This is a genomic window from Methylobacterium endophyticum (genome assembly GCF_050591105.1).
Taxonomy (GTDB): domain Bacteria; phylum Pseudomonadota; class Alphaproteobacteria; order Rhizobiales; family Beijerinckiaceae; genus Methylobacterium.
In genome coordinates this window covers 50,883-75,459 of the sequence record NZ_JBNHES010000006.1, presented here as the reverse complement: position 1 = coordinate 75,459, position 24,577 = coordinate 50,883, and the positions used below count along the sequence as shown (strand labels likewise).

Genomic DNA, 24,577 nt, shown 5'->3' with positions numbered 1-24,577 from the left:
CGCTCAGCTCTCCGAAGATTCGGGCCCGCCGCCGCCGCGCCGGAACGGCGTCAGCGTGTCGAGCGCGTCGACGGCGGCGTCCACATGGGCACGCTCCCGCCGGAGGTAGTCCGCCACGGCCCGGCGGAAAGCCGGCTCGGCGATGTCGTGGGCGGAATGCATCAGCACCGGCCGGTAGCCGCGCGCCAGCTTGTGCTCGCCCTGCGCACCCGCCTCCACCCGCTTCAGGCCGCGCGCGATGGCGAAGTCGATGGCCTGATAGTAGCAGACCTCGAAATGCAGGAAGGGGTGGTCCTCGATGCAGCCCCAGTTGCGCCCGTAGAGGGCCACGTCGCCGATGAAGTTGATCGCCCCGGCGATGTAGCGCCCGTCGCGCCTGGCCATCACCAGCAGGATGCGATCGGCCATGCGCTCGGCGATGAGCGAGAAGAATCGCCGGTTGAGGTAGGGGCTGCCCCATTTGCGCGCGCCGGTATCGACGTAGAAGGCATGGAACGCGTCCCAGTGCTCCTCCCGAAGGTCGGAGCCGGTCAAGCGCTCGATGGTGATGCCGTCGGAGAGCGCGTCGCGGCGCTCGCGGCGGATGACCTTGCGCTTGCGCGAGGCGAGGGCCGCGAGGAAATCCTCGAAGCCGGCATAGCCTTCGTTCTCCCAGTGGAACTGCTGGTCGGTGCGCTGGAGGAAGCCGAGCGCCCCGGCCTGCGTCCATTCGCGCTCGCGCATGAAGGTGACGTGGATCGAGGACGCCTCGGTCTCCTTGCGCACGGCGCGCAGCCCCGCGACGATGGCGGAGACCGCCGCCTCCGGGTCCTCCCCCGGCGCGATCAGGAAGCGCGGCCCGGTCACGGGGGTGAAGGGCACGCTGACCTGGAGCTTCGGATAGTAGCTGCCGCCGGCCCGCTCCAGGGCGTCGGCCCAGCCGTGGTCGAAGACGTACTCGCCCTGGCTGTGGGATTTCAGGTAGCAGGGCGCCGCGCCGATCAGGGTATCGCCGCGCTCGACCACCACATGCAGCGGCAGCCAGCCGGTCCTGCGCGCGACGCAGCCGGATTCCTCGAGGGCCGAGAGGAAGGCGTGCGAGACGAACGGGTTGCAGGTCTCGTCACCGCCGCTCAGCGTCTCGGCGGAGGTGGCGCAGGCGTCCCAGGCCGCCGCCCCGATCTCGCTCAGGCCGCGCAGCGCCCGGACGCGCAGGATGCTCGCGGCCTCGGCCGCCATGCCGGTTGGTTGCATGGGACCAATCTAGCCGCGGACGCCAGGCGGGCGATCGGTCCCCCGGTGTCCGCGCCGTCGCAGGTCAATTCTGCTTGCGGATGACGGCCCTCTCCAAGCCGAGACCGATGGCGAGGCAGGAGAGCCCCCACATGTAGCAATACACGTAATCGATGTGCACATCGAGTTCGGGATAGTAACCGGATCGAACGCATTCGATGATCTGCACGGCAGGGCTCCATCGCATGATTTCGTAATACTGATCCGGCAGAAAATTCGGCAGGAAGAACACCCCGCTGGCCATGTACATCAGCATCGTAATCAGCGTGTAGCCCATCAGCCATCCGGGGAAGAACGAGACGATCGCGACGTTGATCGTGCCCATGCCGATGCCGAGGACGATCGCCGCGAGGTATCCGACCATCGCGAGGGTCGGGTTGGCGGGCACCGGGTTCACATGCAGCAACGCCAGCGCCGCGAAGACGATCATCAGTCCCAAGAAGCCGGTGACGATCTCCACCAGGATACGGGCGAAGACCACGTCGACAAGCTTGACCTGCGGATAGTAGGTCAGCGGCTTGTTCATCACGAGGGCCTTCATCACCTCGCGTGAGATGTACTGGAACATCAGGAAGGGCACCGCGCCGCTAGCGACGAACAGCACGGCGCTGTCGCCGACGGGCGGCGGCATCTTGCGCACGACGAAGATCACCACCAGCAGGGTGGTGTGCACCACCGGCCAGAAAACCACCACGGCGTAGCCGATATGCGATCCGCCGAAGCGGGTGCGCATGTCGCGCAGCATCAGCGCGTGCAGGACGCGCAGGTAGGTCTCGGCCGCGGCGGCCCGCGTGCGGACCATCGGGACCTGGGTGCTCGCCGTCATGCCTCGACCCGCCAGTTTCGATCCCGCCGCCATGCCCGCCGAACCCGACCGAAATATGGACGGGCGCGCCCGCTCAGGGCCGGAAGCCCTCGAACACCATCTGGTCCGCGTGAGTCGCGGCGTGGCGGACCTGCTCGGGGGTGCGCACCGTCCAGGTCATCACCGGCATGCGGGCGAGCAGGCGGCAGAGATGCGTCGCCGCGCAGGGGATATCGCCGACCCGCCAGGAGAGGAAGTCCGGCCGGCTGTCCTCCAGATGCAGGAGGTTGGCGAGCGAGCGCCGCAGCGCCTCCGGCAGCAGGGCATAGGCGGGATCGTCCTGCGTCGTCTCGGCGACGATGCCGCGCGGGACGCCCGGCGCCAGCTCCGCGAGGGCGGCGACGATGCCGGGATCGAAGGATTTCAGCGCCACCGGCCCGTCATAGGCGGCGGCCAGCTCCACCACCCGCCGGGTGAGCGCGAGATCGCCCGAATACAGCGACTTGATCTCGATCACGAGCGGCACGCGGCCCGCGATGGCGGAGAGGAGGCGCGGCAGGCTCGGGATCGTCTCGCCCGTGCCCAGGACCGGTAGCGCCTCCAGCTCGGCGGCCCGGCGCGCGCCGGTCTCCGCGTCGAGGCCCGTCAGCCGGCCGAGATGCTCGTCGTGGAAGACCATGGCCTCGCCGTCGGCGCTGATCTGGACGTCGCATTCGATGGCGTAGCCGGCCTCCACCGCAGCCAGCGCGGCGGCCAGCGTGTTCTCCGGCCGCCCGGCGGCGCGCTCGTGCAGGCCGCGATGGGCGATCGGGCGCGCGACCAGCCAGCCGGGGGCGTCGGCCATGCTCAGGCGACCTCGAACATCGCCTCGACCTCGACGGCGGCGTCGAGGGGCAGTTCGGCGACGCCGACGGTGGAGCGGGCATGGCGGCCGCGATCGCCCAGGATCTCGACCATCAGGTCGGAGGCGCCGTTCATGATTCCCGCGAGACCCGCATAGCTCGGCACCGCGTTGATGAAGCCCCCGAGCCGCACGCACTGGACGACGCCGTGGTCGAGGTCGCCCACCGCCGCCCGCACCTGCGCGAGCACGTTGAGCGCGCAGAGCCGGGCCGCCGCGATTCCGTCCTCGGCCGAGACCTCGGCGCCGAGCTTGCCCTTGTGCGCGTCGGCGATCTTGCCGTCCGGGCCGAGGCAGATCTGGCCGGAGATCACCACGAGATTGCCCATGCGCACGAAGGGGACGTAGTTCGCCACCGGCGCCGCCGCCTTCGGCAGGGTGATCCCGAGCCGCTCCAGACGCTCCTTGACCGTGCTCATCGCTTCGTCTCCCTCGGGGGACCGGCGGCCCCGCCCGCGCCGGGTCTGAGCACGGCCGGCGGGGTCCGCGCAAGCGGAACGCAAGCCCCGCGGCGGCCTCCCGGACCCGCGAAAACATTGACAGGACCGGGCACTTCTCTAGTAATCGCGCGCGTGCCGCCCCTGACCGAGGCGGCACTTTCATTTGGAGCGGACCCGCAAAGGTCCGCCGAGACGGAGATGCGTCCCGTGACATCCGCGCTTCTGCCGACCTACGCCCGCGCGCCGCTCGCCTTCGAGCGCGGCGAAGGCGCATGGCTCGTGTCGCGCGAGGGCGAGCGCTATCTCGATTTCGGCGCCGGCATCGCCGTGAACGCGCTCGGCCACGCCCATCCCCATCTCGTCGCCGCGCTCACCGAGCAGGCGGGCAAGCTCTGGCACACCTCGAACCTGTTCGAGATCCCCGAGGGCGAGCGGCTCGGCCGGCGGCTCGTGGACGCCACCTTCGCGGACGTGGCCTTCTTCGCCAATTCCGGCGCGGAGGCGAACGAGGCCGCCATCAAGATGGCGCGCAAGTACCACGCGGCCGGCGGCAACCCGGAGCGATTCCGCGTCGTCACCTTCGAGGGCGCCTTCCACGGGCGCACGCTCGCCACCATCGCGGCCGGCGGCCAGCAGAAATACATCGACGGATTCGGCCCCAAGGTCGACGGGTTCGACCAGGTGCCGACGGGCGATTTCGAGGCGCTCGAGGCGGCCATCGGGCCGGAGACCGCCGCGCTGATGATCGAGCCGATCCAGGGCGAGGGCGGTGTGCGGGTGATTCCGCACGAGCACCTGCGGCGGCTTCGCGCGCTCTGCGACGAACGCGGCCTGCTGCTCATCATGGACGAGGTGCAGACCGGCGTCGGGCGCACGGGCAAGCTGTTCGCGCATGAGTGGTCGGGCATCGCGCCGGACATCATGAGCGCGGCCAAGGGCATCGGCGGCGGCTTCCCCCTCGGCGTCTGCCTCGCCACGGCCGAGGCCGCGCGCGGCATGACGGCGGGCACGCACGGCACCACCTTCGGCGGCAATCCGCTGGCCATGGCGGTGGGCAACGCCGTGCTCGACGTGGTGCTGGCGCCGGGCTTCCTCGACCATGTCGCCCGCGTCGGCCTGCTCCTGAAGCAGAAGCTCGCCGCCCTGCGCGACCGCCATCCGAACGTGGTCCAGGAGATTCGCGGCGAGGGCCTGATGCTCGGCCTGAAGCTCGGCGTCACCAACACCGAGTTCGCCGCCGCCGCGCGGGGCGAGCATCTTCTCGTCATCCCGGCGGGCGACAACGTCGTGCGCCTGCTGCCGCCGCTGATCGTGACGGACGGGGACGTGGCGGCCGCCGTCGAGCGCCTGGACGCCGCCGCCTCGCGGATGGAGCCCGCGCTCCGGGGAGCGGCCGAATGAGCGCCGCGCAACAGCAAGAATCGACTCCCATGCCTTCCAGCCCCTCCGTGGCCCACGCCAACGGGGCCGCCGCCCCGCCGCCCCGCCACTTCCTCGACCTGTCGGACTTCTCGGGCGGGCAGCTGCGCGCGATCCTCGATTCGAGCGCGGCCATGAAGGGCCGCCGCCGCAAGGGCGTGCCGGCGGCCGAGAAGCCGCTGGCCGGCAAGTTCCTGGCGATGGTGTTCGACCGGCCCTCCACCCGCACCCGCGTCTCCTTCGACGTGGCCATGCGCGAGCTCGGCGGCGAGACCCTGATGCTGACCGGCAAGGAGATGCAGCTCGGGCGCGGCGAGACCATCGCCGACACCGCCCGCGTGCTCTCGCGCTTCGTCGACGCGATCATGATCCGCACCCTCGACCACGACATGGTCGCCGAGCTCGCCGCGCATGCCGAGGTGCCGGTCATCAACGCGCTCACCAAGGTCTCGCATCCCTGCCAGATCATGGCCGACGTGATGACCTTCGAGGAGCATCGCGGGCCGATCGGCGGGCGCACGGTGGCGTGGTCGGGAGACGCCAACAACGTGCTCGTCTCCTGGGTGCACGCCGCCGCCCGGCTCGACTTCACCCTCAACGTGGCGGCCCCGCCCGAACTGTCCCTCGGGGCGGACGTGATCGCCTGGGCCAAGGCCGAGGGCGCGCGCCTCAACCTCACCACCGACCCCTTCGAGGCCGCGGCGGGAGCGGACGCCGTCGTCACCGACTGCTGGGTCTCCATGGGCGACGACGACGACCAGCACCGCCACAACCTGCTCGGCCCCTATCAGGTCGACGCCAAGCTGATGGGCGCCGCCGCCAAGGACGCGGTGTTCCTGCACTGCCTGCCGGCCCACCGGGGCGAGGAGGTCACGGCCGAGGTCATCGACGGCCCGCAATCGGTGGTCTTCGACGAGGCCGAGAACCGGCTGCACGCGCAGAAGGGCATCCTGGCCTGGTGCCTCGGGGCCTGAGCGTCCTTGGAGGCGGGAGCGGGCAGCCCCATATAGGCGAAGCGGACGCCTCGGCGCGCCCGCTCCCACAGCCCTCCAACCCCTCATGCCGGCCGCCTCGCGCGGTCCGGGGACCGCGGAGCGTCGTCTCCCCGCCGATACCGGCGGCACCCGCATTCGCAGTCCCCTCCGGCACGATCAGGATGCGAAGGACGCGATGACCGCCGGACACGACCCCATCTCCGCCCAAAGCCCTCTCGGCAACGGCCATCTCAGCGGCGACGACGCCGTGCTGCCCTTCGCCGTCGAGGGGCTCGACGTGCGCGGTCGCGCGGTGCGGCTCGGGCCGTCCGTCGATACCATCCTGCGCCGGCACGGCTACCCGGATGCGGTGGCGCGGCTGCTCGGCGAGGCGGCGGCGCTCACCGTGCTGCTCGGCTCGTCGCTGAAGTTCGAGGGCCGCTTCCAGCTCCAGACCAAGAGCGACGGCCCGGTCTCGATGCTGGTGGTCGATTTCGAGGCGCCCGACCGGGTGCGCGCCACCGCCCGCTTCGACGCGGAGGCCGTCGCCGCGCTCGGGTCAGGACCGCTGCGCACCGCCGATCTCGTCGGCGAGGGCCATCTCGCCATGACCATCGACCAGGGATCGGCGGCGAGCCGCTACCAGGGCGTCGTCGTGCTCGACGGGCAGAGCCTGGAGGAGGCGGCGCATCAGTATTTCCGCCAGTCCGAGCAGATCCCGACGCAGGTCCGCCTCGCGGTGGCGGAGCAGTTCGAGGACGGCGCCACGCGCTGGCGGGCCGGAGGGCTGCTGGTGCAGTTCCTGCCCCAGTCCGAGGACCGCGCGCGGCTCGCCGACCTGCCGCCGGGCGACGCGCCGGAAGGCACCGGCCCGCACGAGCTGTCGGAGGACGACGCCTGGGTCGAGGCGCGGGCGCTGGTCGGCACCGTGGAGGACCACGAGCTCGTCGACCCGGACGTGTCGAGCGAGCGGCTGCTCTACCGGCTCTTCCACGAGCGCGGCGTGCGCGTGTTCGAGGCGCAGGCCGTGCACGAGGAATGCCGCTGCTCGCGCGAGCGGGTGGTCGGCATGGTCCGCTCGTTCTCCGCGCAGGAGCGCCGCGACATGGTCGGCGACGGCGGGCGCATCGCCATCACCTGCGAGTTCTGCTCGCGCCGCTACGAGGTCGACCCGGCGGAAGCCGAGGGCGAGGGCGCCTGACCCGGACGACCCGCCGGGCCAGTATCCGCCCAGTCCAAGCTCGACCATTTCGGCATCGCACCAATAATGATTGCAGCGATCCGACGATCTTCGATTGAAACCGTTTCGACATCGACCGCGTTTCGATGCGGCAATTGATGTCGCAAGGACAATCGGAGATCCCATCATGAAGACGCTTACTTTCGGGCTGGCCGCTCTGCTGGTCAGCACGTCTGTCTATGCCCAGGGCGCCACGGGCATGGCCATGGACAAGGGGTCCGCAGGGGGCGCCAAGGCCGGGATGTCGTCGAGCGAGGGCACGAAGGGCGGCATGGACGCGAGAGGCGGCTCGGCCTCCAGGGGCATGGACTCCAAGGGCGCCGAGAGGAGCGCCGACAAGGGCATGGACCGGGGCTCGGAGAAGACCGGCGGTCAGGCGGCGCGCGGCGCCGAGCGGAGCGGCGAGGGCATGAAGGCCGGCCGCGATCGCACGGACCGTGGCGAGAACCGCCGCGACGCGGCCTCCCTGCGCGAGCGGGGCGATCGCGGCACCCGGATCGACCACCGCGAGAGCCGCCGGACGGAGCGCACCGACGTCACCACCCGCGTCGACGGCGGTTTCCGGCGCGAGGGCCGGTTCGTGTTCATCGGCGGGCGCCGGGTCGTCTACGGTTCGCCCGAGTATCGCCGCCTCGTCGTCACCGAGCGTCGCGGCGGCTCCCGCTACGTCACCGTTCGCGGCCAGCGCGTCGTCTACGGCTCGCCGGAATACCGTCGCCTCGTCAGCGTGCGCGACACCACCGAGAGCCCGCGCTACGTGGTGATCCACGGCCGCCGGGTGGTCTACGGATCGCCCGAATACCGCCGCCTGACCGTGACGGAGCGCAGCGGCGGCAGCGTCACCGTCGGCACCAGCGAGCGGACGCGGACCAGCGTCTCGACCCGTACCGGCGAGCACGGTTTCCGGTCCGAGGCGCGCGACCAGTCCCATCGCGACGGCGCCATGAAGACCGGCATGGACAAGTCTGGGACGGACAGGGGCAACGGTCGCGCGGGCGCCCAGGCCATGGACAAGGGCCGCATGAACGGCGGCGCCGACAAGGCCGGCGGCGGTATCCGCAACGCGTCCGATCGCGGCGATACCGGCGCCACCAGCCGCACCGTAAGCGATCGCGGCGGCAATGCCGGTGGCGGCGTGAAGGGCGGCCTGGAATCCGGCAAGGGCGGCGGCCGCAACTGATGGACGAGACGCGCAAGTCCGTCAGGGCAGGGGCCGGTCCGCCGGCCCCTTTTTTCGTGCTCGGTGCCATACGGCTTCAGGCTAATCCGTTCGGCAGCGGAGGTTTGCCCCCTCTCCCCGCTCGCGGGGAGAGGGCCGCGACGACCGCGTCGTCGGCGCGGCGAGGCGGCAGCCGAAGGTGAGGGGGCGGTCGCGGATGAGCCTCTCACGGCACCGCCCCCTCACCTTCGCTCCGGCTACGCCTGCACTCCCGGCCTGCACGGCAAGGTGCAGGCCGGCCTCTCCCCGCGCGCGGGGAGAGGGACGCCCCAGGCGAACTCGCTCGATCAGCCGAAACGGGATCAGGTCCTCAGCACCGGCTCGGCGATGTCGCCGCCGCCCCGCGCGGCGAGATAGTCGGGCTGGAACAGGCACATGCGCACGGCGTCGCGATAGCGCCCGTTGACGAAGAACTCGTGCCGCAGAACGCCCTCGGGCCGGAAGCCGCAGCGCTCGTAGATGCTCACCGCGCGGGAATTGTCCTTGTCGACATGCAGGTAGAGCTTGTGGATGTTGAGCACGCTGAAGGCGTAGTCCATGGCCACCCGCGTCGCCTGCCAGGCGTAGCCTCGGCCCTGGAAGGCCGGGTGGATCGCGATCTGGAACTCGCAGCGCCGGTGCAGATGGTTGATCTCGACGAGCTCCACCATGCCGGCCGGCTCGTTGGCGCTGGTGGCGATGATGAAGCGCCGCTCGGTCTGGTTGTGGATGTTGCGCTCGTAGAGCTGCGCCAGCTCGGCGAAGGACTCGTAGGCCTCCTCGAACCAGTAGCGCATGATGCTGTCGTTGTTGTTGAGCTGGTGCACGAAGAGCAGGTCCTCGCGCTCCAGGGGACGCAGCTTGACGGGACCGCCGCCGGGACCGCTCATCGCGTGCACTCCGCGAGCACCTGCCGGAGGAAGGCGCCGCCGCGCTCCAGGGCATCGAGGGTGATGTATTCGTCCGGCTGGTGCGCCTGGTCGATGGAGCCCGGCCCGCAGACGACGGTAGAGATGCCCGCCGCCTGGAAGCGGCCGGCCTCCGTCCCGTAGGGCACGGAGATCGTCCGGTTGCGCCCAGTCGCCCGCAGCGCGAGGCGCTCCGCCTCGGAGCCCGGCTCCGGCGCCAGCCCCGGCACAGCGACCTCCTCGATCGTCTCGATGCGTCCGTAGGGGCCGTAGCGGTTGAGCCGCTCGCGCGCCACCGCCTCGGCCTTCTCGGCGAAGAGCGCCGGAATCTCGGCGAGGTCGAGCCCCGGCAGGCCGCGAAACTCCCAGTGGAAGGCGCAGAGCTTGGGCAGGATGTTGCGCGCCGTGCCGCCGTCGATCGTGCCGACATGCACGGTGGTGTTGGGCGGATCGAAGCGGCCGGACGGGTCGCCGCGCGCGATCATCATGTCGGCGATGCGGTTCAGCTCGCTCACGAGGTCCGCCGCCGCCATCACCGCGTTGGCGCCGAGCATGGGCTTGGCCGAATGCGCCTCGTGCCCGTGCACGGTGGTGAGATAGGTGACGACGCTCTTATGCGCGTCGGCGACCTCGAGATCGGTCGGCTCGCCGACGATGACGGCGCCGGGGCGCGGCAGGTCCGCTCCGAAGCGGGCGATGGTGTCGGCGACGCCGAGGCAGGTGGTCTCCTCGTCGTAGGAGAGCAGGATGTGGATCGGCCGCGTCAGGTCGGCTTGCAGGGCGGTCGGGACGAGCGCGAGGCAGAGCGCGTCGAAGCCCTTCATGTCGACGGCGCCCCGCCCGTAGGCGCGTCCGTCCGCGATCCTCAACTTGAAAGGGTCCGTGGTCCAGCTCTGGCCGGTCACGGGCACCACGTCGGTATGGCCCGAGAGCACGACGCCGCCGTCGACCATCGGTCCGATGGTGGCGAACACCGCCTGCTTGTCGCCGGCCGCGTTGGGCACCCGCGCATAGGGCACGCCCCAGCCGTCGAGATAGGCGCAGACCCAATCGATCAGCGCGACGTTCGAGCGCGAACTCTCGGTGTCGAAGGAGACCAGCCGCTCCAGGATGTCGAGCGCGCCGAGGCGCTCCCCGTCTGCCGGCATCTCGTCACTCTCCCCGCGAAACCCGCCTCGGGGCTCTCATGTAGGCGGAAGACCGGGCGGGGGCGACCCCGCCGCCGCGCGGTTCAGTGCAGGCTGCGGCGGACGTGGGGCGAATCGAGCGAGAAGGCCGGGATCTCCGCCTCGAAGCTTTCGCCGGCCACCGTGGTGATGGTGTAGGAGCCGGCCATCAGCCCGTCCGGCGTGGTGAGCGGGCAGCCGCTGGTGTAGCTGAACGACTCGCCGGGCTCGAGCACCGGCTGCTTGCCGACCACCCCGGCGCCGCGCACCTCCTGAAGGGAGCCGTGCCCGTCGATGATGCGCCAGTGGCGCGAGCGGAGCTGCACCTGCTCGATGCCGTTGTTCACGATCTCGACCGTGTAGGCAAAGAAGTAGCGGCTGTCGCCGGGGGAGGATTCCTCCTCGACGAACCGGGGATTCACCGTCACGCTGATTCCACGCGTCTCGGCCTTGTACATCGTCCCGGTGTGCCTTCCCTGTCGCCGGTTTCGGCGTTCTTGACGCTCGCGACGCAATCGCGGATGGCGTGGGCTCGTGGTACGTGGCGGACCCATCATCGTCAATTGCGGCTGAGTACGTCGCGAGAGGGCGGCGGCACGGGGGAGGGCGCTTGGGCGGCATGGCGGGCGGAGCAGGGCGCGGGGTCGCGCCGATCAGGGCGCCCTGGCGCGGTCTCTCGTCCGTTCGCGGGCCGCTCGCCCGTTCCGGGCAGGTCGCGGCCTGCCTCGGGGTCGCGACCGTCGCCGCCGTGTTCGCCTGGCGGGCGCCGGCCGCGAACGGGCTCGCGGCGGCGGCCCTCGTCGGGGCGCTGATCCTCGACGCCGGCGGCCGGCGGGCCCTCGCGTGGGCCGGACGCCGGACCGGCATCGCGGCCCGCTTCCCGGCGCTGCCCTCGCTGGCGCTGCCTCTCGGGGGGACGCTCGGGCTCGGCCTCCTGGCGGCGGCGCTCGTCGCCTTCCCGCGCGCCTTCGCGACGCTCGCGAGCTTCGGCGCCGGCCTCCTGACCATCGGCGCGCTGGCCCGCCTCGCCCTGGCGCGCACCCTCGTCGCGGCGACGCGGGAAACGGAGTGACATGACCCCCGCCGACCTGACCCGGACCGGCGACGGCATCCTGCCGGCCGAGACCATCGCCGACCTCACCCGCGACGGCGCCATCCGCCCGGCGAGCCCCTACGCCCCGGACCAGATCCAGCCCGCGAGCCTCGACCTGCGCCTCGGCAGACGGGCGTGGCGGGTGCGCACCAGCTTCCTGCCGGGGGCGGGCCGCAGCGTGATGGACTGCGCCTCCCGCTACGCGCTGCACGAGATCGACCTGACGCCGGGCGCCGTGCTGGAGACGGGCTGCGTCTACATCGCCGAGCTACAGGAGGCGCTGGCGCTCCCGGCCGACCTCTCCGGCAGCGCCAACCCGAAAAGCTCGACCGGGCGCATCGACGTGTTCACCCGCGTCATCGCCGACAAGGCGGAAGCCTTCGATCAGGCGGGCGCCGGCTATCACGGGCCGCTCTATGCCGAGATCTCCCCGCGCACCTTCCCGGTGCTGGTGCGGACCGGCTCGCGGCTCTCGCAGATGCGCTTCCGCCGGGGCGAGGTGCGGCTGACCGATGCCGAGCTCGCCGCCCTCCACGCCCGCACGCCGCTGGTGAGCGCGGCCGCGCCCTCGTTCCTGGGCGGCATCTCCGTCTCGGTGGACCTCGCCGGCTTCGACGGGCTGATCGGCTACCGGGCCAAGCGCCATACCGGCCTCGTCGACGTGGACGCGCCGGGCCGCCACCGCACCGCCGATTTCTGGGAGCCGCTGGCGGCCGATGGATCGGGGACGCTGATCCTCGATCCCGGCCAGTTCTACATCCTCGCGTCGAAGGAGGCGGTGCAGGTGCCCCCCGACCACGCCGCCGAGATGGTGCCCTTCGATCCGCTGGTGGGCGAGTTCCGCGTCCATTACGCCGGCTTCTTCGATCCGGGCTTCGGCGCCGCCGCCGCCGGGGGGACGGGGGCGAGGGCGGTGCTGGAGGTGCGCTCGCGCGACGTGCCCTTCCTGCTGGAGGACGGCCAGATCGTCGGCCGCCTCGTCTACGAGCGGATGGCCGGCATCCCGGCGACCCTCTACGGAGCCGGCGCCGGCTCGAACTATCAGGCGCAGGGACTCAAGCTGTCGAAGCACTTTCGCGACGACTGACGCCGCGCGCCGAACTCACGGCTGCGCGGGCTCTCAGGGCTGCGCGGGCTTGGGCTGGGCGGTCCGGCGCTGCGCGGCGACCCTTTGCGGCTGGCGCGGCACGGGAGAGGCATCGGCCGCGACGGGATCGAGATCGATCTCGGAGGCGTCCTGCGTCAGGGTCGGCAGGCTGTCGATGCTGAGCGCCGAGCGCGTGCGGGCCTGCGCCGGAGCGGCGGCCGGCACGGGCGGCGGCTCGTAGGCCGCCTGGATCGGCGCGGGCTCGGCCGGCGCGCCTTGCGCGGCAAGCGGAGCCGAGGGCCGGGCCGGGATCGCGGTGCCGCGTGCGGGCATCGGGCGCGGAGCCTCCGCCTGGCGCTGTGCGGCTCCGGGGCCCACCAGCGCCAGCACCAAGGGCAGGCTCAACGCCGCCAGGACGGCGAGACCGACGAGCCCGCCGACCACCGCGCCCTTGGCCGCGCCCGAAGGCCCCACGCGCCGGACGGTCCGCAGCGGCCCCGGCGCGAAGCGGGGACCGACGAGGAACCGGCCGCGCGGGGCCGGAAGATCGGCGCCCTCGGGGGCATCTGCTTCGATGATCATGCTGTGGGACGGGATCCGCGTCGCGACATCCGAAGAAGCACCGCCTTTTACGGCGGAAATCGGGATGTCGGCACCTATTGCCGAAGACGAGACCCGCGACGCTTCGCTCACCGCCCGGCGGCAGCGGCGTCGAGGAACCAGCGGACCTCCCCGGCGCTCGTGACATGGCGCGACGGCAGGTCCTCCCCGGCGGCGAGCCGGCGCAGCGGATCCTGCTTGCCCGCCCCCGTGACGAGGAACAGCACGAGGCGCGAGGCGGCGAGCGCCGGGAAGGTGAGGGTCACGCGCGGCACGCGCGGCGCCATGCCGGGGACCGGGACGGCGGCGGTCCAGGCGTCGCGGACGGTAAGCGCCGCCGTGCCCGGAAACAGCGAGGCGGTGTGCCCGTCCTCGCCGAGCCCGAGCAGCACGAGATCGAAGAACGGCGCGGCGGGATCGGGCCGCTCGGCCCCGGAGGCCGCCGCCAGGGTCCGCGCATAGGCCGCCGCCGCCGCCTCGGCCCCGCCGGCCGGATCGATGCGGTGGAGGTTCTCGGGCGGGATCGGCGCGTCGGGGCCGAAAGCCTCGGCCGCCATGCGCACGTTGCTGGCGGGATCGTCCCAGGCCACCACCCGGTCGTCGCCGAAGAACCAGTGGATGCGCGGCCAGGGCAGGCGGGTGACGAATTCGGGGCCGGCGAGCAGCGCGTAGAGCAGCTTCGGCGTCGATCCGCCGGAGAGCGCGACCGTGATGCGCTCGCCCTTCGCCTGCGCGCAGACCGCGACGAGAGCCTCGGCCGCCGCGCGCGCGACACCGGCGGAATCCGAAAAGACCTCGGCCTTCGCGGGCAGGGAAATGCTCACGCCGTCACTCCGTCAGGGTCCGACCGCACTCGCCCCAGTCCAAAAAGCTACTTGGGCTCCTGGTGGCCGCCAAAACCTTTTCGCATGGCGGAGAGGAGCTTGTCGGAGAAGCTCGCATGCTCGCGCGAGCGGAAGCGCGCGTAGAGCGCCGCCGAGAGCACGTTGGCCGGCACGGATTCCTCGATGGCCGCGTTCAGCGTCCAGCGCCCCTCGCCGGAATCGGCGACGAAGCCGGAGAAGCCGTCGAGCTGCTCGTTCCCGGCGAGCGCCTGGGCGGTCAGGTCGAGGAGCCAGGACGAGACCACGCTGCCCCGCCGCCAGACCTCGGCGATGTCGCCGATGTTGAGATCGAAGCGCTGGCCCTCCGGCAGCTCCGGCGCGTTGGCGTGCTTGAGGATGTCGAAGCCCTCGGCATAGGCCTGCATCAGGCCGTACTCGATGCCGTTATGGACCATCTTGACGAAGTGGCCGGCCCCGCTCGGGCCCGCGTGGATGTAGCCCTGCTCGGCGCGCGGGTCGCGGCCCTCGCGGCCGGGGGTGCGCGGCACGGAGCCGAGGCCCGGCGCGAGGCTCGCCAGGATCGGGTCGATGCGCTCGATCGCCGGGGTGTCGCCGCCGACCATCATGCAATAGCCGCGCTCCAGGCCCCAGACGCCGCCGGAGGTGCCGACATCGACATAGTGCAGGCCCTTCTCCCGCAGGGTCGCCGCCCGCCGGATGTCGTCCTTGTAGAAGGAATTGCCACCGTCGATGACGATGTCGTCGGCGCTCATCAGGCCGGCGAGGGCCTCGACGGTCGTCTCGGTGATCTCGCCGGCCGGGAGCATCACCCAGGCGGCACGCGGCGCGTCGAGCTTGGCGACGAGCTCCTCGAGGCTCGACGCTCCCACCGCGCCCTCCGCCGCCAGCGCCGCGACGGCCTCCGGGTTCTGGTCGAACACCACCGCCGTGTGGCCGTTCCGCAGGAGGCGGCGGACGATGTTGCCGCCCATCCGTCCGAGGCCGATCATCCCGAGCTGCATCGTCGTCTCCGTTCGCGCCGCCCTCTGGGGAACAGGAATGGGGTCAGGCCGCCGCCGTGACGGCCGCCGCGATGCGCTTCAGGCCGGCGGCCACGTCTCCGCCCTTGATATGGACCCGCAGCGCCCGGCGCCCGCGCTCGGCCAGCACCGCGAAATCGCCCCGCGCCTGGGCCGCCACCACGGTGGAGAATCCGAGCTTGCGTCCGGGGATGGGCAGGTCGGCCGAGGCGTCCGCCGTGATCTGGAGGAAGACCCCGGTGTCGGGGCCGCCCTTGTAGGCCTGGCCCGTCGAGTGGAGGAAGCGCGGCCCGAACTCGAGGCAGGTCGCCACCTTGCGGGCATCGCGGAAGGCGAGCCGCGCCGCCTGGAGGATACCGTGATGGGCCTCGTTGCGCGGCACATAGGCGAGGAGCGCGGCGTAGTCGCCGTCCTTCACGCGGGCGAGATGGGCCTTGAGCGCCGCGTCGAGCCCCTCGGCGGCCTGGGGCAGCGCCTCGGCGTTCCTCGGGTCGGCGTAGAGGGCGATGGCGTCGTCCTCGAAGATCGGCGTCTCGGAGGGCAGGGCGCCGCTCGCCTCGGCCGCGTCGAAGAGCTTCTTCGTCTCGATCTTGCTCGCCTCGACGTCGGGCTGGTCGAACGGGTTGATCCCGAGGAGCGCCCCGGCCACGGCGGTGGCCATCTCGAAGCGGAAGAACTCCTGGGGCAGCTGCTCGACCTTGTCGAGGCCGATGCGCACCACCGGGTGCCCCTCCCGCTCCAGGCTGCGCACGGCCTCGTCCTGCTGGGCGTCGGCGAAGCCGTCGACGCGCAGATACACGAAGACGCGGTCGCGGCCGTAGACCGCCGGAACGCCCACGGGCTCGCCCTCGATGGGGATCAGGCCCTTGCCCTGCTTGCCCGTCGATTCCGCGATGAGCTGCTCGGCCCAGGTGCCGAAGGTGCCGATGGCCGGCGAGCAGACGATCGTGACCTTGTCGCGCCCGGCCTTCAGCGCCGCGACGCCAAGCGCCGCGCCGAGCTGAACGCCGGGATTCTGCGCGGGCGGCACGGCGGGGCCGCAGGAGCGCACCATGATGCGCGCGATGTCGAGGAACTCCCCGACCTCGATGCCGATGGCCGCCGCCGGCACCAGCCCGAAGGCCGAGAGCACGGAGTAGCGCCCGCCGATCTGCGGCACGCCGTAGAAGATCTTTCTGAATCCGTCGTCCTTGGCGGCCTTCTCCATGGCCGAGCCCGGATCCGTGACGGCGACGAAGTGCCGGCCGGCATCGGCGCCGACCACCTCCTTCATCCGGCCGAGGAAGTAGTCGCGGAAGACGTTGGGCTCCAGCGTCGAGCCGGACTTGCTCGCCACGATGAAGAGCGTCGTCTTCAGGTTCACCGCCGCCTCGACGGCGCGCACCTCGTCGGGGGAGGTGGAATCGAGGATGCGCAGCTTAGGGAAGCCGTCGCGGTGGCCGTAGGTCTCGGCCAGCACCTCCGGTCCGAGGCTCGAGCCGCCCATGCCGAGCACCACGGCATCGGTGAAGCCCGCAGCCTTCACATCCGCCGCGAAGGCATCGTACTCGGCCACCTTCCCGAGTTCGTCCTCGACGATGCGCAGCCAGCCGAGCCACTTGGCCTCGTCGGCGTTCGACCAGACGCTCGGGTCGTGCGCCCAGAGCCGGCGGATGGCGCCGGAGGCCCGCCAGGACTCGACGGCCTTCTCCAGCTCGGGCTTGAGCGCCTCGCCCACCGCGATCGTCTGCGGATCGAGCTTGGGTCCGAGCATGGCGATGCGCTTCCCCGCCACTGCGCCGAGCAGCTTGTCCTGCGCGTCCACGAAGAGCTGCACGCCCTCGTCGACGAGTTGCTTGGCGACCGCGTCGATCTCGATGCCGGCGGCCTTGAGGTTTTCCATCACCGCTTCGGCGGCGGGCAGGTCCGCCTCGATGGTGGCGCGGACCTCGCCGTGGTCGCGGAAGGCGTCCATGGTGGCCGGCGGCATGGTGTTGACGGTGTTGGGGCCGATCAGCTCGGCCACGTAGAGCGTGTCGGGATAGGCCTTGTTCTTGGTGCCCGTGGAGGCCCAGAGCAGGCGCTGCGCCTTGGCGCCCTTGGCGGCGAGTGCCTGCCAGGCGGGCTCCGATAAGATGCGCTTGTAGCGCTGATAGGCGAGCTTCGCGTTGGCGATGGCGACCTTGCCCTTGAGGGGCTCCAGGCCGTCCCTGTCGCCGCCGGAGGCGGCCTTCTCGTCGATCAGCTTGTCCACGAGGCTATCGATGCGGCTGATGAAGAAGCTCGCCACGCTCGCGATGCGCGAGACGTCACCGCCGTTGCGGGCGCGCTCCTCGAGCCCGGCGACGAAGGCGCGGGCGACCTCCTCGTAGGTGTCCTGCGAGAAGAGCAGCGTGACGTTGATGGACAGGCCCTCCGCCGTGAGCTGGCGGATCGCCGGGATGCCCTCGGGGGTCGCCGGCACCTTGACCATCAGGTTGTCGCGCGCGACCCATTTGTGCAGCCGGCGCGCCTCGTCGAGGGTCGCTTGCGTGTCGAGGGCCAGATAGGGCGAGACCTCGAGGCTCACATAGCCGTCGGCGCCGTCGCTCGCCTCGTAGACCGGGCGCAGCACGTCCGCCGCGTGGCGGATGTCCTCGACGGCGAGCCCCTCATAGAGATCGATGACGCGGGCGTCGCCGCCCTCCTTGAGGGCCTTGGCGAGCGCGCCGTCATACTCGTCGGAGGCGCCGATGGCCTTCTCGAAGATGGCGGGGTTGGAGGTGACGCCGCGCAGGCCGTCCCTCTCGACGAGCGTCTTCAGCTCGCCCTTCTCGATGAAGCCGCGCGCGACGAAGTCGAGCCAGACCGCCTGATCCTGCTCGTCGTGGAGGGCCTTGAGCGCGTTCATGCCGATCGATCCCCGAGCCTTTGTGCCGGCGCACGCCCTGGCGGCGCCGTCGTAGTCCGCCACTCATCTAGGAGCCGCCCGCGCTCCTCCCATGGGCAACGCGCATGGCGGCCGCGCGATTTTCGCGGGCCGCCATGCCCGTCTCAGCCCCCGTGCCTGGCGATCTGGTCGCGGGCGGCCTGGAGCACCTTCTCCGGCGTGAAGCCGAACTTGGTCTGGAGGTCCTTGATCGGGGCCGAGGCGCCGAAGGTGTGCATGCCGATGACCGCGCCCTCGCTGCCGGCGTAGCGGTCCCAGCCGATGGTGGAGCCCTGCTCGACGGCGACCCGCGACAGCACCGCCTTCGGCAGGACGCTCTCGCGATAGGCCGCATCCTGGCGCTCGAACAGGTCCCAGGAAGGCATCGAGACGACGCGGGCGCGCCTGCCTTCCGCCTTCAGCGCCTCGTAGGCGCCGACGCAGAGCGGCACCTCGCTGCCCGAGCCGATGAGGATCACCTCCGGCGTGCCCTCGCAATCGGCGAGCACATAGGCGCCCTTGGCGGTGCCGGAGGCCGGAGCGTACTTGGCGCGGTCGAGGGTCGGCAGGGGCTGGCGCGAGAGCGCGAGCACCGCCGGCTGGTTCGTCAGCGAGAAGATCACCCTGTAGGCTTCCGCCACCTCGTTGGCGTCGGCCGGGCGCAGCGTCACCAGTCCGGGGATGCAGCGCAGCGAGAGCAGCTGCTCCACCGGCTGGTGGGTGGGGCCGTCCTCGCCCACGCCGATCGAGTCGTGCGTGAAGACGTGGAAGACCGGCAGCTCCATCAGCGCGGCGAGGCGGATCGGCGGGCGCATGTAGTCGGCGAAGACCAGGAAGGTCGCGCCGTAGGCCCGCAGGCCCACGAGGCCGAGGCCGTTCACGATCGAGCCCATGGCATGCTCGCGCACGCCGAAATGGATGTTGCGGCCGCCCGGCTCGAACGGGCCCAGGGCGCCGGCGCCCTCGAATTCGAGCTTGGTCTTGTTCGACGGCGCCAGATCGGCCGAGCCGCCGAGCAGGAAGGGGACGTGCGGCGCGACGGCGTTGAGCACCTTGCCGGAGGATTCGCGCGTGGCGAGCCCCTTGGCGTCGGCGGGGAAGACCGGGATGTCCTTGTCCCAGCCGGCGGGCAGGCGGCCTTCGAGGAAGGCGGCGATGTCCTCGGCATGCTCGGGATCGCCGGCCTTGGCCTCCGCGAGGAAGCCCTGCCACTGCGCGAAAAGCTCCGCGCCACGCTTGCCGATGCCGTCGCGGAAGGTGCCGGGCACCGAGTCCGGCACCAGGAACTGCGCGTCCTCGGGCCAGCCATAGGCGCGCTTGGCGCCCTTGACCTCGTCGGGGCCGAGGGCGTCCGAATGGGCCTTGGAGGTGTTCTGCTTGGTCGGCGCGCCGAAGCCGATGATCGAGTTGACGATGACCAGCGTCGGCCGGTCGCTCGACTGGAGGAAGGTCTCCAGCGCCGCCGAGATCGCGTGGACGTCGTTGGCGTCGGCCACCCGCAGCACCTGCCAGCCATAGGCCAGGAAGCGCGCGGCGACCTCCTCTCCGAAGGCGAGTTCGGTATGGCCCTCGATGGTGATGGTGTTGTTGTCGTAGATCCAGCACAGGTTCGACAGGCGCAGATGGCCGGCGAGCGAGGCGGCCTCCGAGGCGACGCCCTCCATCAGGTCGCCGTCCGAGCAGATCGCGTAGACGTTGAAGTCGAACAGCGGCAGCTCGGGCTTGTTCAGGTGCTCGCCGAGGAAGCGGCCGCCCATCGCCATGCCGACGGAGTTGGCCACACCCTGGCCGAGGGGGCCGGTGGTGGTCTCGACGCCGGTGGTCATGTGGCTTTCGGGGTGCCCCGGCGTGCGGCTGTCGAGCTGCCGGAACTGCTTGATGTCCTCCAGCGAGACGGCCGGCGCGTTGCCGCCGTCCTTCTCGGCGACGCCCGCGAGGTGCAGGAGGCCGTAGAGCAGCATCGAGGCGTGGCCGGCGGAGAGCACGAAGCGGTCGCGGTTCGGCCAGTGGGGGTTGGCCGGATCGTAGCGCAGGTAGCGGTTCCACAGAGTATAGGCCACGGGCGCCAGCGCCATCGGCGCGCCGGCATGGCCGGAATTCGCCTTCTGCACCGCGTCGATGGCGAGCGTGCGCAACGTATCGATGGCGAGCTTGTCGGCGTCGCTCAGCCCCGCCTTCGCCTTGGTCTCTGCTCCGCTCATGACGACTCTCTCGTGCTTGGCGACGCGCCGGTCCGCGCGTCAGATCAGGGCCGGCGCCTCGGCGGCCGTCGGCAGCGTCGGCGTCGTGCCCGAACCGCCGCCCTCTCCCGCGCCGCGCTCCCGCGCGGGCCCGCCGGCCCGGCCGAAGTTGAGGACGGTGTTGATGAGGGCGACGTGGCTGAAGGCCTGGGGGAAGTTCCCGACGAGGCGCCTTTTAGCGGGATCGTACTCCTCCGCAACCAGCCCGACATCGTTGCAGACCCCGATCAGGCGCTCGATCAGAGCGCGCGCTTCGTCGCAGCGCCCGAGTCCGATGAGGTTGTCGGCATACCAGAAGCTGCATGGCAGGAAGGCGCCCTCGCCGGCGGGAAGCCCGTCCGTGGTCTGCCCCTCGGTGTCGTAGCGCAGCACGAATCCGTCGCGCATCAGCCGCTTCCCGATGGCCTCGACGGTGCCGACCACGCGCGGATCGTCCTGGGGCAGGAAGCCCACATGCGCGATCAGGAGCAGGCTCGCGTCGAGGGCCGTCGATCCGTAGGACTGCACGAAGCTGTTCAGATCCCTGTCGAATCCCTTCTCGCAGACCTCCGCGTGGATCCGCGCGCGGATCTCGCGCCAGCGCTCCAGGGGCACGTCGCGCGAGGGATCGGGACTCTCCTCGCGGGAGCGGATGGCGCGGTCGAAGGCGACCCAGGCCATGACCTTCGAATGGGTGAAGTGCCGGCGGCCGCCGCGCACCTCCCAGATGCCCTCGTCGGGCTCGCTCCAGACCGTCTCGAGATGGGTCATCAGGGCGAGGCCGACATTCTGGCCGTCCCGGTCGGTGCCCATGCCGCGCCGGCGCGCCTGGTAGAGCACGTCGAACAATTCGCCGTAGACGTCGAGCTGGAACTGCTCGGAGGCCGCGTTGCCGACCCGGACAGGGGCCGAATCCTCGTAGCCGGGGAGCCAGGCAAGCTCGATCTCGGGCAGCAGGCGCTCCCCGGCGATGCCGTAGAGGATGCGCGCCTGCTCCGGGCTGCCGGCCACCGCCCGTTGCAGCCAGTCGCGCCAGGCCCGTGCCTCGTCGAGATAGCCGGCATCCATCAGCGCGAAGAGCGTGAAAGCCGAATCGCGCAGCCAGCAGAATCGGTAGTCCCAGTTGCGCACACCGCCGAGCTGCTCGGGCAGGGAGGTCGTCGGCGCCGCGACGATGCCGCCGGTGGGGCGGTAGATCAGCGCCTTCAGGGTCAGGAGCGAGCGCCGCAGCGCCGCGTCCCAGGGCGTTCCGCCGGCGCAGATCGCGGACCAGTCGCGCCAGAACCGGTCGGTGGCGGCGAGCACCTTGCGCGGCTCGATCGGCGGCGGATCCTCCTCGTGGGAGGCGCCGTAGCTGAGCGTGAAGGCGACCGACTCGCCGGCATGGACGGTGAAGTCCGACACCGTGGTCCGTCCGGCCCCCTCGATCTGGGCCTTGGTGCGCAGCACCAGCTTGTGCGGACCGGAGATGGCGCGCAGGTCCCCGAGCTCGTTGCGCGACACCCAGGGGACGGCCGAGCCGTAGTCGAAGCGCATGCACAGGTCCATGCGCATGGCCACGCGCCCCTCCACCCCCTCGACGATGCGCACCAGATGCGACCCGTCGTCGGCGGGCATGTAGTCGATCACCAGCACCTCGCCCTCGCGGGTCCGGTGGCGCGTCTCCAGGATGAGGGTGTCGTCACGGTAGCGCCGGCTGCTCTCCACCCGCGCGGAGGCGGGGGCGATGCGCCAGTAGCCGTGCTCCTCGGTGCCGAGCAGGGCGGCGAAGCAGGCGGCGGCGTCGAAGCGCGGCCAGCACAGCCAGTCGACGCTGCCGTCGCGGCCGATCAGGGCGGCGGTGCGCCCGTCGCCGACGAGGGCGTAGTCCTCGATCAGTCCCGCCATGATCCGAGCGCCGTCCCGATTCCCGCGCGGCAGGCTTCGCCGCGAGCGGGGAGTTAGGCGACCGGCGGCGCCGGTCCAGGGCGGTCCGGCGCCTGCGGCCTTCAGCGCAGCCGGTCGGCGAGCAGCATGGCCGAGGCGCCGAGGGCGGCGGCGCGGCGGCCCATCATCCCGGTCGCCTCGCCGACCGCCCGCGCCACGGGAGCGAAGGGGAGGGCAAGCCGGGGAAAGAAGGGCTCGTCCGCCTCGCCGACCTCCACCGGGGCGGTCTCGACGCGCTCCGGATCCGCCGGATGCGCGGCGGCGAAGGGGTTGGCGCGGCGCGGGATCGCCTCGCCGCAGCGCGGGCCGGGGCAGGGGCGGCGCGGCGGCAGCACCGCGAAGCGCGCGCCGGGCCGGGCCGCCATTCTCGGCTCGGCAGCCTCGAAGGTGAGGGGATGGAGCTGCGCGAAGGCGAGGGCGGCGGTGGGCCGCGTCCCGGCGGCCTCCGCCACCACGCGTCCGTCCGCAAAGCTCGTCGGCGCGATCAGGATCTGCGCCGTCTCGGCCGGCACCGGCGCCGTCGTGACGGTCTCCCGGCAGAGGAGGGAGGCGGCGGCGACGATCACCGCCGTCGCGATGGTGGGCAGGAAGGGGAGGTGCATCCCGTGCGGGCGGCCCGAGGCCGGCCCGTCCGTCAGCGGCGATGAAAGCGGGTCTCGCAGTCTCATCCGGCTTACCCAGGGCCTCCCATCACGATGCGGCCGCAGAATGCCCGCCGGTTTGCGGCGGAAGCGGGGCCGTTTGCTCTCCGCTTCGTAACATTGTCGCGCGAGGCCGGGCATGCCCCTTGCCTGTACCGCCCCCGCCGCGCGATGACGCCCGCCGCGGCCGGACCACCGGAAGGCCGCCCAACGCCGGGGCCCATGACAGAGACAAGCCTCACCGTCGCCGTGATCGATCCGAGCCGGGCCCGCGCCGCGATCCTGGAGGAGGGCCTGCGCGCCGCCGGCGTCGGCCGCGTCGTGGTGATCCCCGACACCGCCGACCTGATGGAGCGGGTCGAGGCGCTGAAGCCCGACGTGGTGGTGATCCATCTGGAGAGCCCGAGCCGCGACATCCTCGAGCAGATGTCGAGCCTGACCCGCCAGACCGAGCGGCCGGTGGCCATGTTCGTCGACCGCTCCGACGCGGCGATGATGCAGGCGGCGGTCGACGCCGGCATCTCGGCCTATGTGGTGGACGGCCTGCGCCAGGAGCGGATCAAGCCGATCCTCGACATCGCGATCCTGCGCTTCAACGCCTTCTCCCGGCTCCAGCGCGAGCTCAGCGAGGCGCGGGGCGAGCTCGCCGACCGCAAGCTCATCGAGCGCGCCAAGGGCATCCTCATGAGCATGAAGGGGCTCTCGGAGGACGAGGCCTACAAGCAGATGCGCCGCAAGGCGATGAACGAGAAGCGCAAGATCGCCGACATCGCGCGGGCCATCGTCACCACCGCGGACCTGCTCGGATGAGGGCCGCGTCATGAGACTGCATCTCGGCTACGTCCCGCTCTGCGACGCCGCGCCCCTGATCGCCGCCGCCGAGATGGGCTTCGCCCGCGCGGAGGGGCTGGAGCTGGAGCTCTCCGCCGAGCCTTCCTGGGCGACCCTGCGCGACCGGCTGGCGCTCGGCTATCTCGACGCCGCCCACATGCTCGCCCCCCTCGCCCTGGCGAGCGCGCTCGGCCTGAGCGGTCCGCCCTCGGACATCACCGTGCCGCTCTCGCTCAGCCTCAACGGCAACGCCGTCACCCTCTCCACCGCGCTGTGGGAGGCCATGGCGCTCGGCGAGGAGGAGGCGGAGGATCTCGACGCGGTGGCGCGCGCCTTCGGGCGGATCGCCGGGGAGCGCCGCGCGGCCGGGCGCCCGCTCACCCTGGGCACGGTGCACCCGTTCTCCTGCCACACCTACCAGCTCCGTCTGTTCGGCGCGCGTGGCGGCATCGCGCTGTCCGCCGTGCGGCTGGTGGCGATGCCGCCGCAATACAGCGTCGAGGCCCTCTCGCGCGGCATCGTCGACGGGTTCTGCGCGGGGGCGCCCTGGAACAGCGTGGCGGCGGCCGACGGCATCGGCCGGATCGCGGCCCTCGGCTGCGAGATCGCGCCGGACTGCCCGGAGAAGGTGCTGGCGGTGCCCGAGCGCCTGGGCGAGGCGCGGCTCGCGCTGGTGCGGGCGGTCGGCCGGGCCGGTCTCTGGTGCGCCGATCCCGAGAACCGCACGGAGCTGTCGCACCGCCTCGCCCGCCGGAGCTATCTCGGGACGGATGCGGGCCTCGTCGCCCGCTGCCTCGACGGCGACCTCGTCCTCGACGGCGCCGGACGCCGGCGGACGGCGCCGGACTACCTGCGCTTCGACGCGGCCGCCCAGGCGCCGGACCTCGCCCATGTCCGCCGGCTCCTCGGCGAGATGGAGGCGGCGGAGCAGCTTCCCCCCGGCCGCGACCTGCGCGCCGAGGCCGAGGCCGTCTACCGCCCCTCGCTCTTCGAGAGTGCCGGGATCGTGCCCTGACGGGCGGCACGGAAAGATCGCTCCGAAGACGCGGAACGGCCCCCGCGCTCGGCCGTTGTCCAGCCGCCATGCCCGGATGCCGCAGCTCGAT

General features: G+C 71.7%; 22 protein-coding genes. 8 read left to right on the top strand and 14 right to left on the bottom strand.

The window, feature by feature from the left end:
• Positions 1-3: 3 nt before the first annotated feature.
• The 4 genes from ACP56T_RS08895 to ACP56T_RS08880 all read right to left on the bottom strand — a co-directional run bounded on the left by ACP56T_RS08895 (position 4) and on the right by ACP56T_RS08880 (position 3,397).
• Complete coding sequence (locus tag ACP56T_RS08895) at positions 4-1,233, bottom strand: GNAT family N-acetyltransferase (protein WP_430911790.1); 1,230 nt, start codon at positions 1,231-1,233, stop codon at positions 4-6.
• Between the two features lie 64 nt (positions 1,234-1,297).
• A complete protein-coding gene (locus tag ACP56T_RS08890) occupies positions 1,298-2,098 on the bottom strand; it encodes an ABC transporter permease (protein WP_430911789.1) in 801 nt (266 codons plus the stop codon).
• A 73-nt stretch (positions 2,099-2,171) separates the two neighbouring features.
• Positions 2,172-2,921, bottom strand: coding sequence for a glycerophosphodiester phosphodiesterase family protein (locus tag ACP56T_RS08885; protein ID WP_430911788.1), 750 nt, complete (start codon positions 2,919-2,921; stop codon positions 2,172-2,174).
• Positions 2,922-2,923: 2 nt separating this feature from the next.
• Complete coding sequence (locus tag ACP56T_RS08880; protein WP_430911787.1) at positions 2,924-3,397, bottom strand: RidA family protein; 474 nt, start codon at positions 3,395-3,397, stop codon at positions 2,924-2,926.
• Between the two features lie 228 nt (positions 3,398-3,625).
• Between ACP56T_RS08880 and ACP56T_RS08875 the strand changes: the two genes are divergently transcribed.
• From ACP56T_RS08875 to ACP56T_RS08860, 4 genes are all read left to right on the top strand, one after another.
• Positions 3,626-4,819, top strand: coding sequence for an aspartate aminotransferase family protein (locus ACP56T_RS08875; RefSeq protein WP_430911786.1), 1,194 nt, complete (start codon positions 3,626-3,628; stop codon positions 4,817-4,819).
• 29 nt (positions 4,820-4,848) lie between these two features.
• The gene (gene argF, locus ACP56T_RS08870; RefSeq protein ID WP_430911785.1) at positions 4,849-5,811 is read left to right on the top strand and encodes an ornithine carbamoyltransferase; all 963 of its coding nucleotides are present in this window, start codon (positions 4,849-4,851) and stop codon (positions 5,809-5,811) included.
• Between the two features lie 196 nt (positions 5,812-6,007).
• The gene (locus ACP56T_RS08865) at positions 6,008-7,012 is read left to right on the top strand and encodes an Hsp33 family molecular chaperone (protein ID WP_430911784.1); all 1,005 of its coding nucleotides are present in this window, start codon (positions 6,008-6,010) and stop codon (positions 7,010-7,012) included.
• A gap of 166 nt (positions 7,013-7,178) precedes the next feature.
• On the top strand, positions 7,179-8,231 hold the full coding sequence (locus ACP56T_RS08860) for a hypothetical protein (RefSeq protein WP_430911783.1): 1,053 nt from the start codon (positions 7,179-7,181) through the stop codon (positions 8,229-8,231).
• 341 nt (positions 8,232-8,572) lie between these two features.
• Here ACP56T_RS08860 and speG read toward each other — a convergent pair whose 3' ends face one another.
• The 3 genes from speG to apaG all read right to left on the bottom strand — a co-directional run bounded on the left by speG (position 8,573) and on the right by apaG (position 10,781).
• Positions 8,573-9,139, bottom strand: coding sequence for a spermidine N1-acetyltransferase (speG, locus tag ACP56T_RS08855; protein WP_430911782.1), 567 nt, complete (start codon positions 9,137-9,139; stop codon positions 8,573-8,575).
• Positions 9,136-10,305, bottom strand: coding sequence for an acetylornithine deacetylase (gene argE / locus ACP56T_RS08850; RefSeq protein ID WP_430911781.1), 1,170 nt, complete (start codon positions 10,303-10,305; stop codon positions 9,136-9,138). The genes speG and argE overlap by 4 nt, the downstream gene beginning before the upstream one ends.
• A gap of 83 nt (positions 10,306-10,388) precedes the next feature.
• A complete protein-coding gene (gene apaG / locus ACP56T_RS08845) occupies positions 10,389-10,781 on the bottom strand; it encodes a Co2+/Mg2+ efflux protein ApaG (protein WP_430911780.1) in 393 nt (130 codons plus the stop codon).
• A gap of 161 nt (positions 10,782-10,942) precedes the next feature.
• On the opposite strand from apaG, the gene ACP56T_RS08840 reads away from it, so the two are divergent.
• Both ACP56T_RS08840 and ACP56T_RS08835 read left to right on the top strand, forming a co-directional pair.
• Entirely contained in the window at positions 10,943-11,395 is a 453-nt protein-coding gene (locus tag ACP56T_RS08840) for a hypothetical protein (protein WP_430911779.1), read from the top strand.
• Between the two features lies 1 nt (position 11,396).
• On the top strand, positions 11,397-12,503 hold the full coding sequence (locus ACP56T_RS08835) for a 2'-deoxycytidine 5'-triphosphate deaminase (RefSeq protein WP_430911778.1): 1,107 nt from the start codon (positions 11,397-11,399) through the stop codon (positions 12,501-12,503).
• Positions 12,504-12,536: 33 nt separating this feature from the next.
• Here the strand turns inward: ACP56T_RS08835 and ACP56T_RS08830 are convergent, their stop codons facing one another.
• The 7 genes from ACP56T_RS08830 to ACP56T_RS08800 form a co-directional block, all read right to left on the bottom strand.
• Positions 12,537-13,085, bottom strand: a complete 549-nt coding sequence (locus ACP56T_RS08830) for a hypothetical protein (protein ID WP_430911777.1) — start codon at positions 13,083-13,085, stop codon at positions 12,537-12,539.
• A gap of 107 nt (positions 13,086-13,192) precedes the next feature.
• Positions 13,193-13,921, bottom strand: a complete 729-nt coding sequence (gene pgl, locus ACP56T_RS08825) for a 6-phosphogluconolactonase (RefSeq protein ID WP_430911956.1) — start codon at positions 13,919-13,921, stop codon at positions 13,193-13,195.
• A 53-nt stretch (positions 13,922-13,974) separates the two neighbouring features.
• Positions 13,975-14,949, bottom strand: coding sequence for a phosphogluconate dehydrogenase (NAD(+)-dependent, decarboxylating) (gene gnd / locus ACP56T_RS08820; protein ID WP_430911776.1), 975 nt, complete (start codon positions 14,947-14,949; stop codon positions 13,975-13,977).
• A 43-nt stretch (positions 14,950-14,992) separates the two neighbouring features.
• Positions 14,993-17,836: a bifunctional transaldolase/phosoglucose isomerase gene (locus ACP56T_RS08815; RefSeq protein WP_430911775.1), complete on the bottom strand. Its 2,844-nt coding sequence runs from the start codon at positions 17,834-17,836 to the stop codon at positions 14,993-14,995.
• Positions 17,837-17,979: 143 nt separating this feature from the next.
• Complete coding sequence (gene tkt / locus ACP56T_RS08810) at positions 17,980-20,055, bottom strand: transketolase (RefSeq protein ID WP_430911774.1); 2,076 nt, start codon at positions 20,053-20,055, stop codon at positions 17,980-17,982.
• Between the two features lie 39 nt (positions 20,056-20,094).
• Positions 20,095-21,960: a glycoside hydrolase family 15 protein gene (locus ACP56T_RS08805; protein ID WP_430911773.1), complete on the bottom strand. Its 1,866-nt coding sequence runs from the start codon at positions 21,958-21,960 to the stop codon at positions 20,095-20,097.
• Positions 21,961-22,061: 101 nt separating this feature from the next.
• A complete protein-coding gene (locus ACP56T_RS08800; protein ID WP_430911772.1) occupies positions 22,062-22,667 on the bottom strand; it encodes a hypothetical protein in 606 nt (201 codons plus the stop codon).
• A 195-nt stretch (positions 22,668-22,862) separates the two neighbouring features.
• Between ACP56T_RS08800 and ACP56T_RS08795 the strand changes: the two genes are divergently transcribed.
• On the top strand, positions 22,863-23,450 hold the full coding sequence (locus ACP56T_RS08795) for an ANTAR domain-containing response regulator (protein WP_430911771.1): 588 nt from the start codon (positions 22,863-22,865) through the stop codon (positions 23,448-23,450).
• Positions 23,451-23,460: 10 nt separating this feature from the next.
• Entirely contained in the window at positions 23,461-24,486 is a 1,026-nt protein-coding gene (locus ACP56T_RS08790) for a CmpA/NrtA family ABC transporter substrate-binding protein (protein ID WP_430911770.1), read from the top strand.
• Positions 24,487-24,577: the final 91 nt, after the last annotated feature.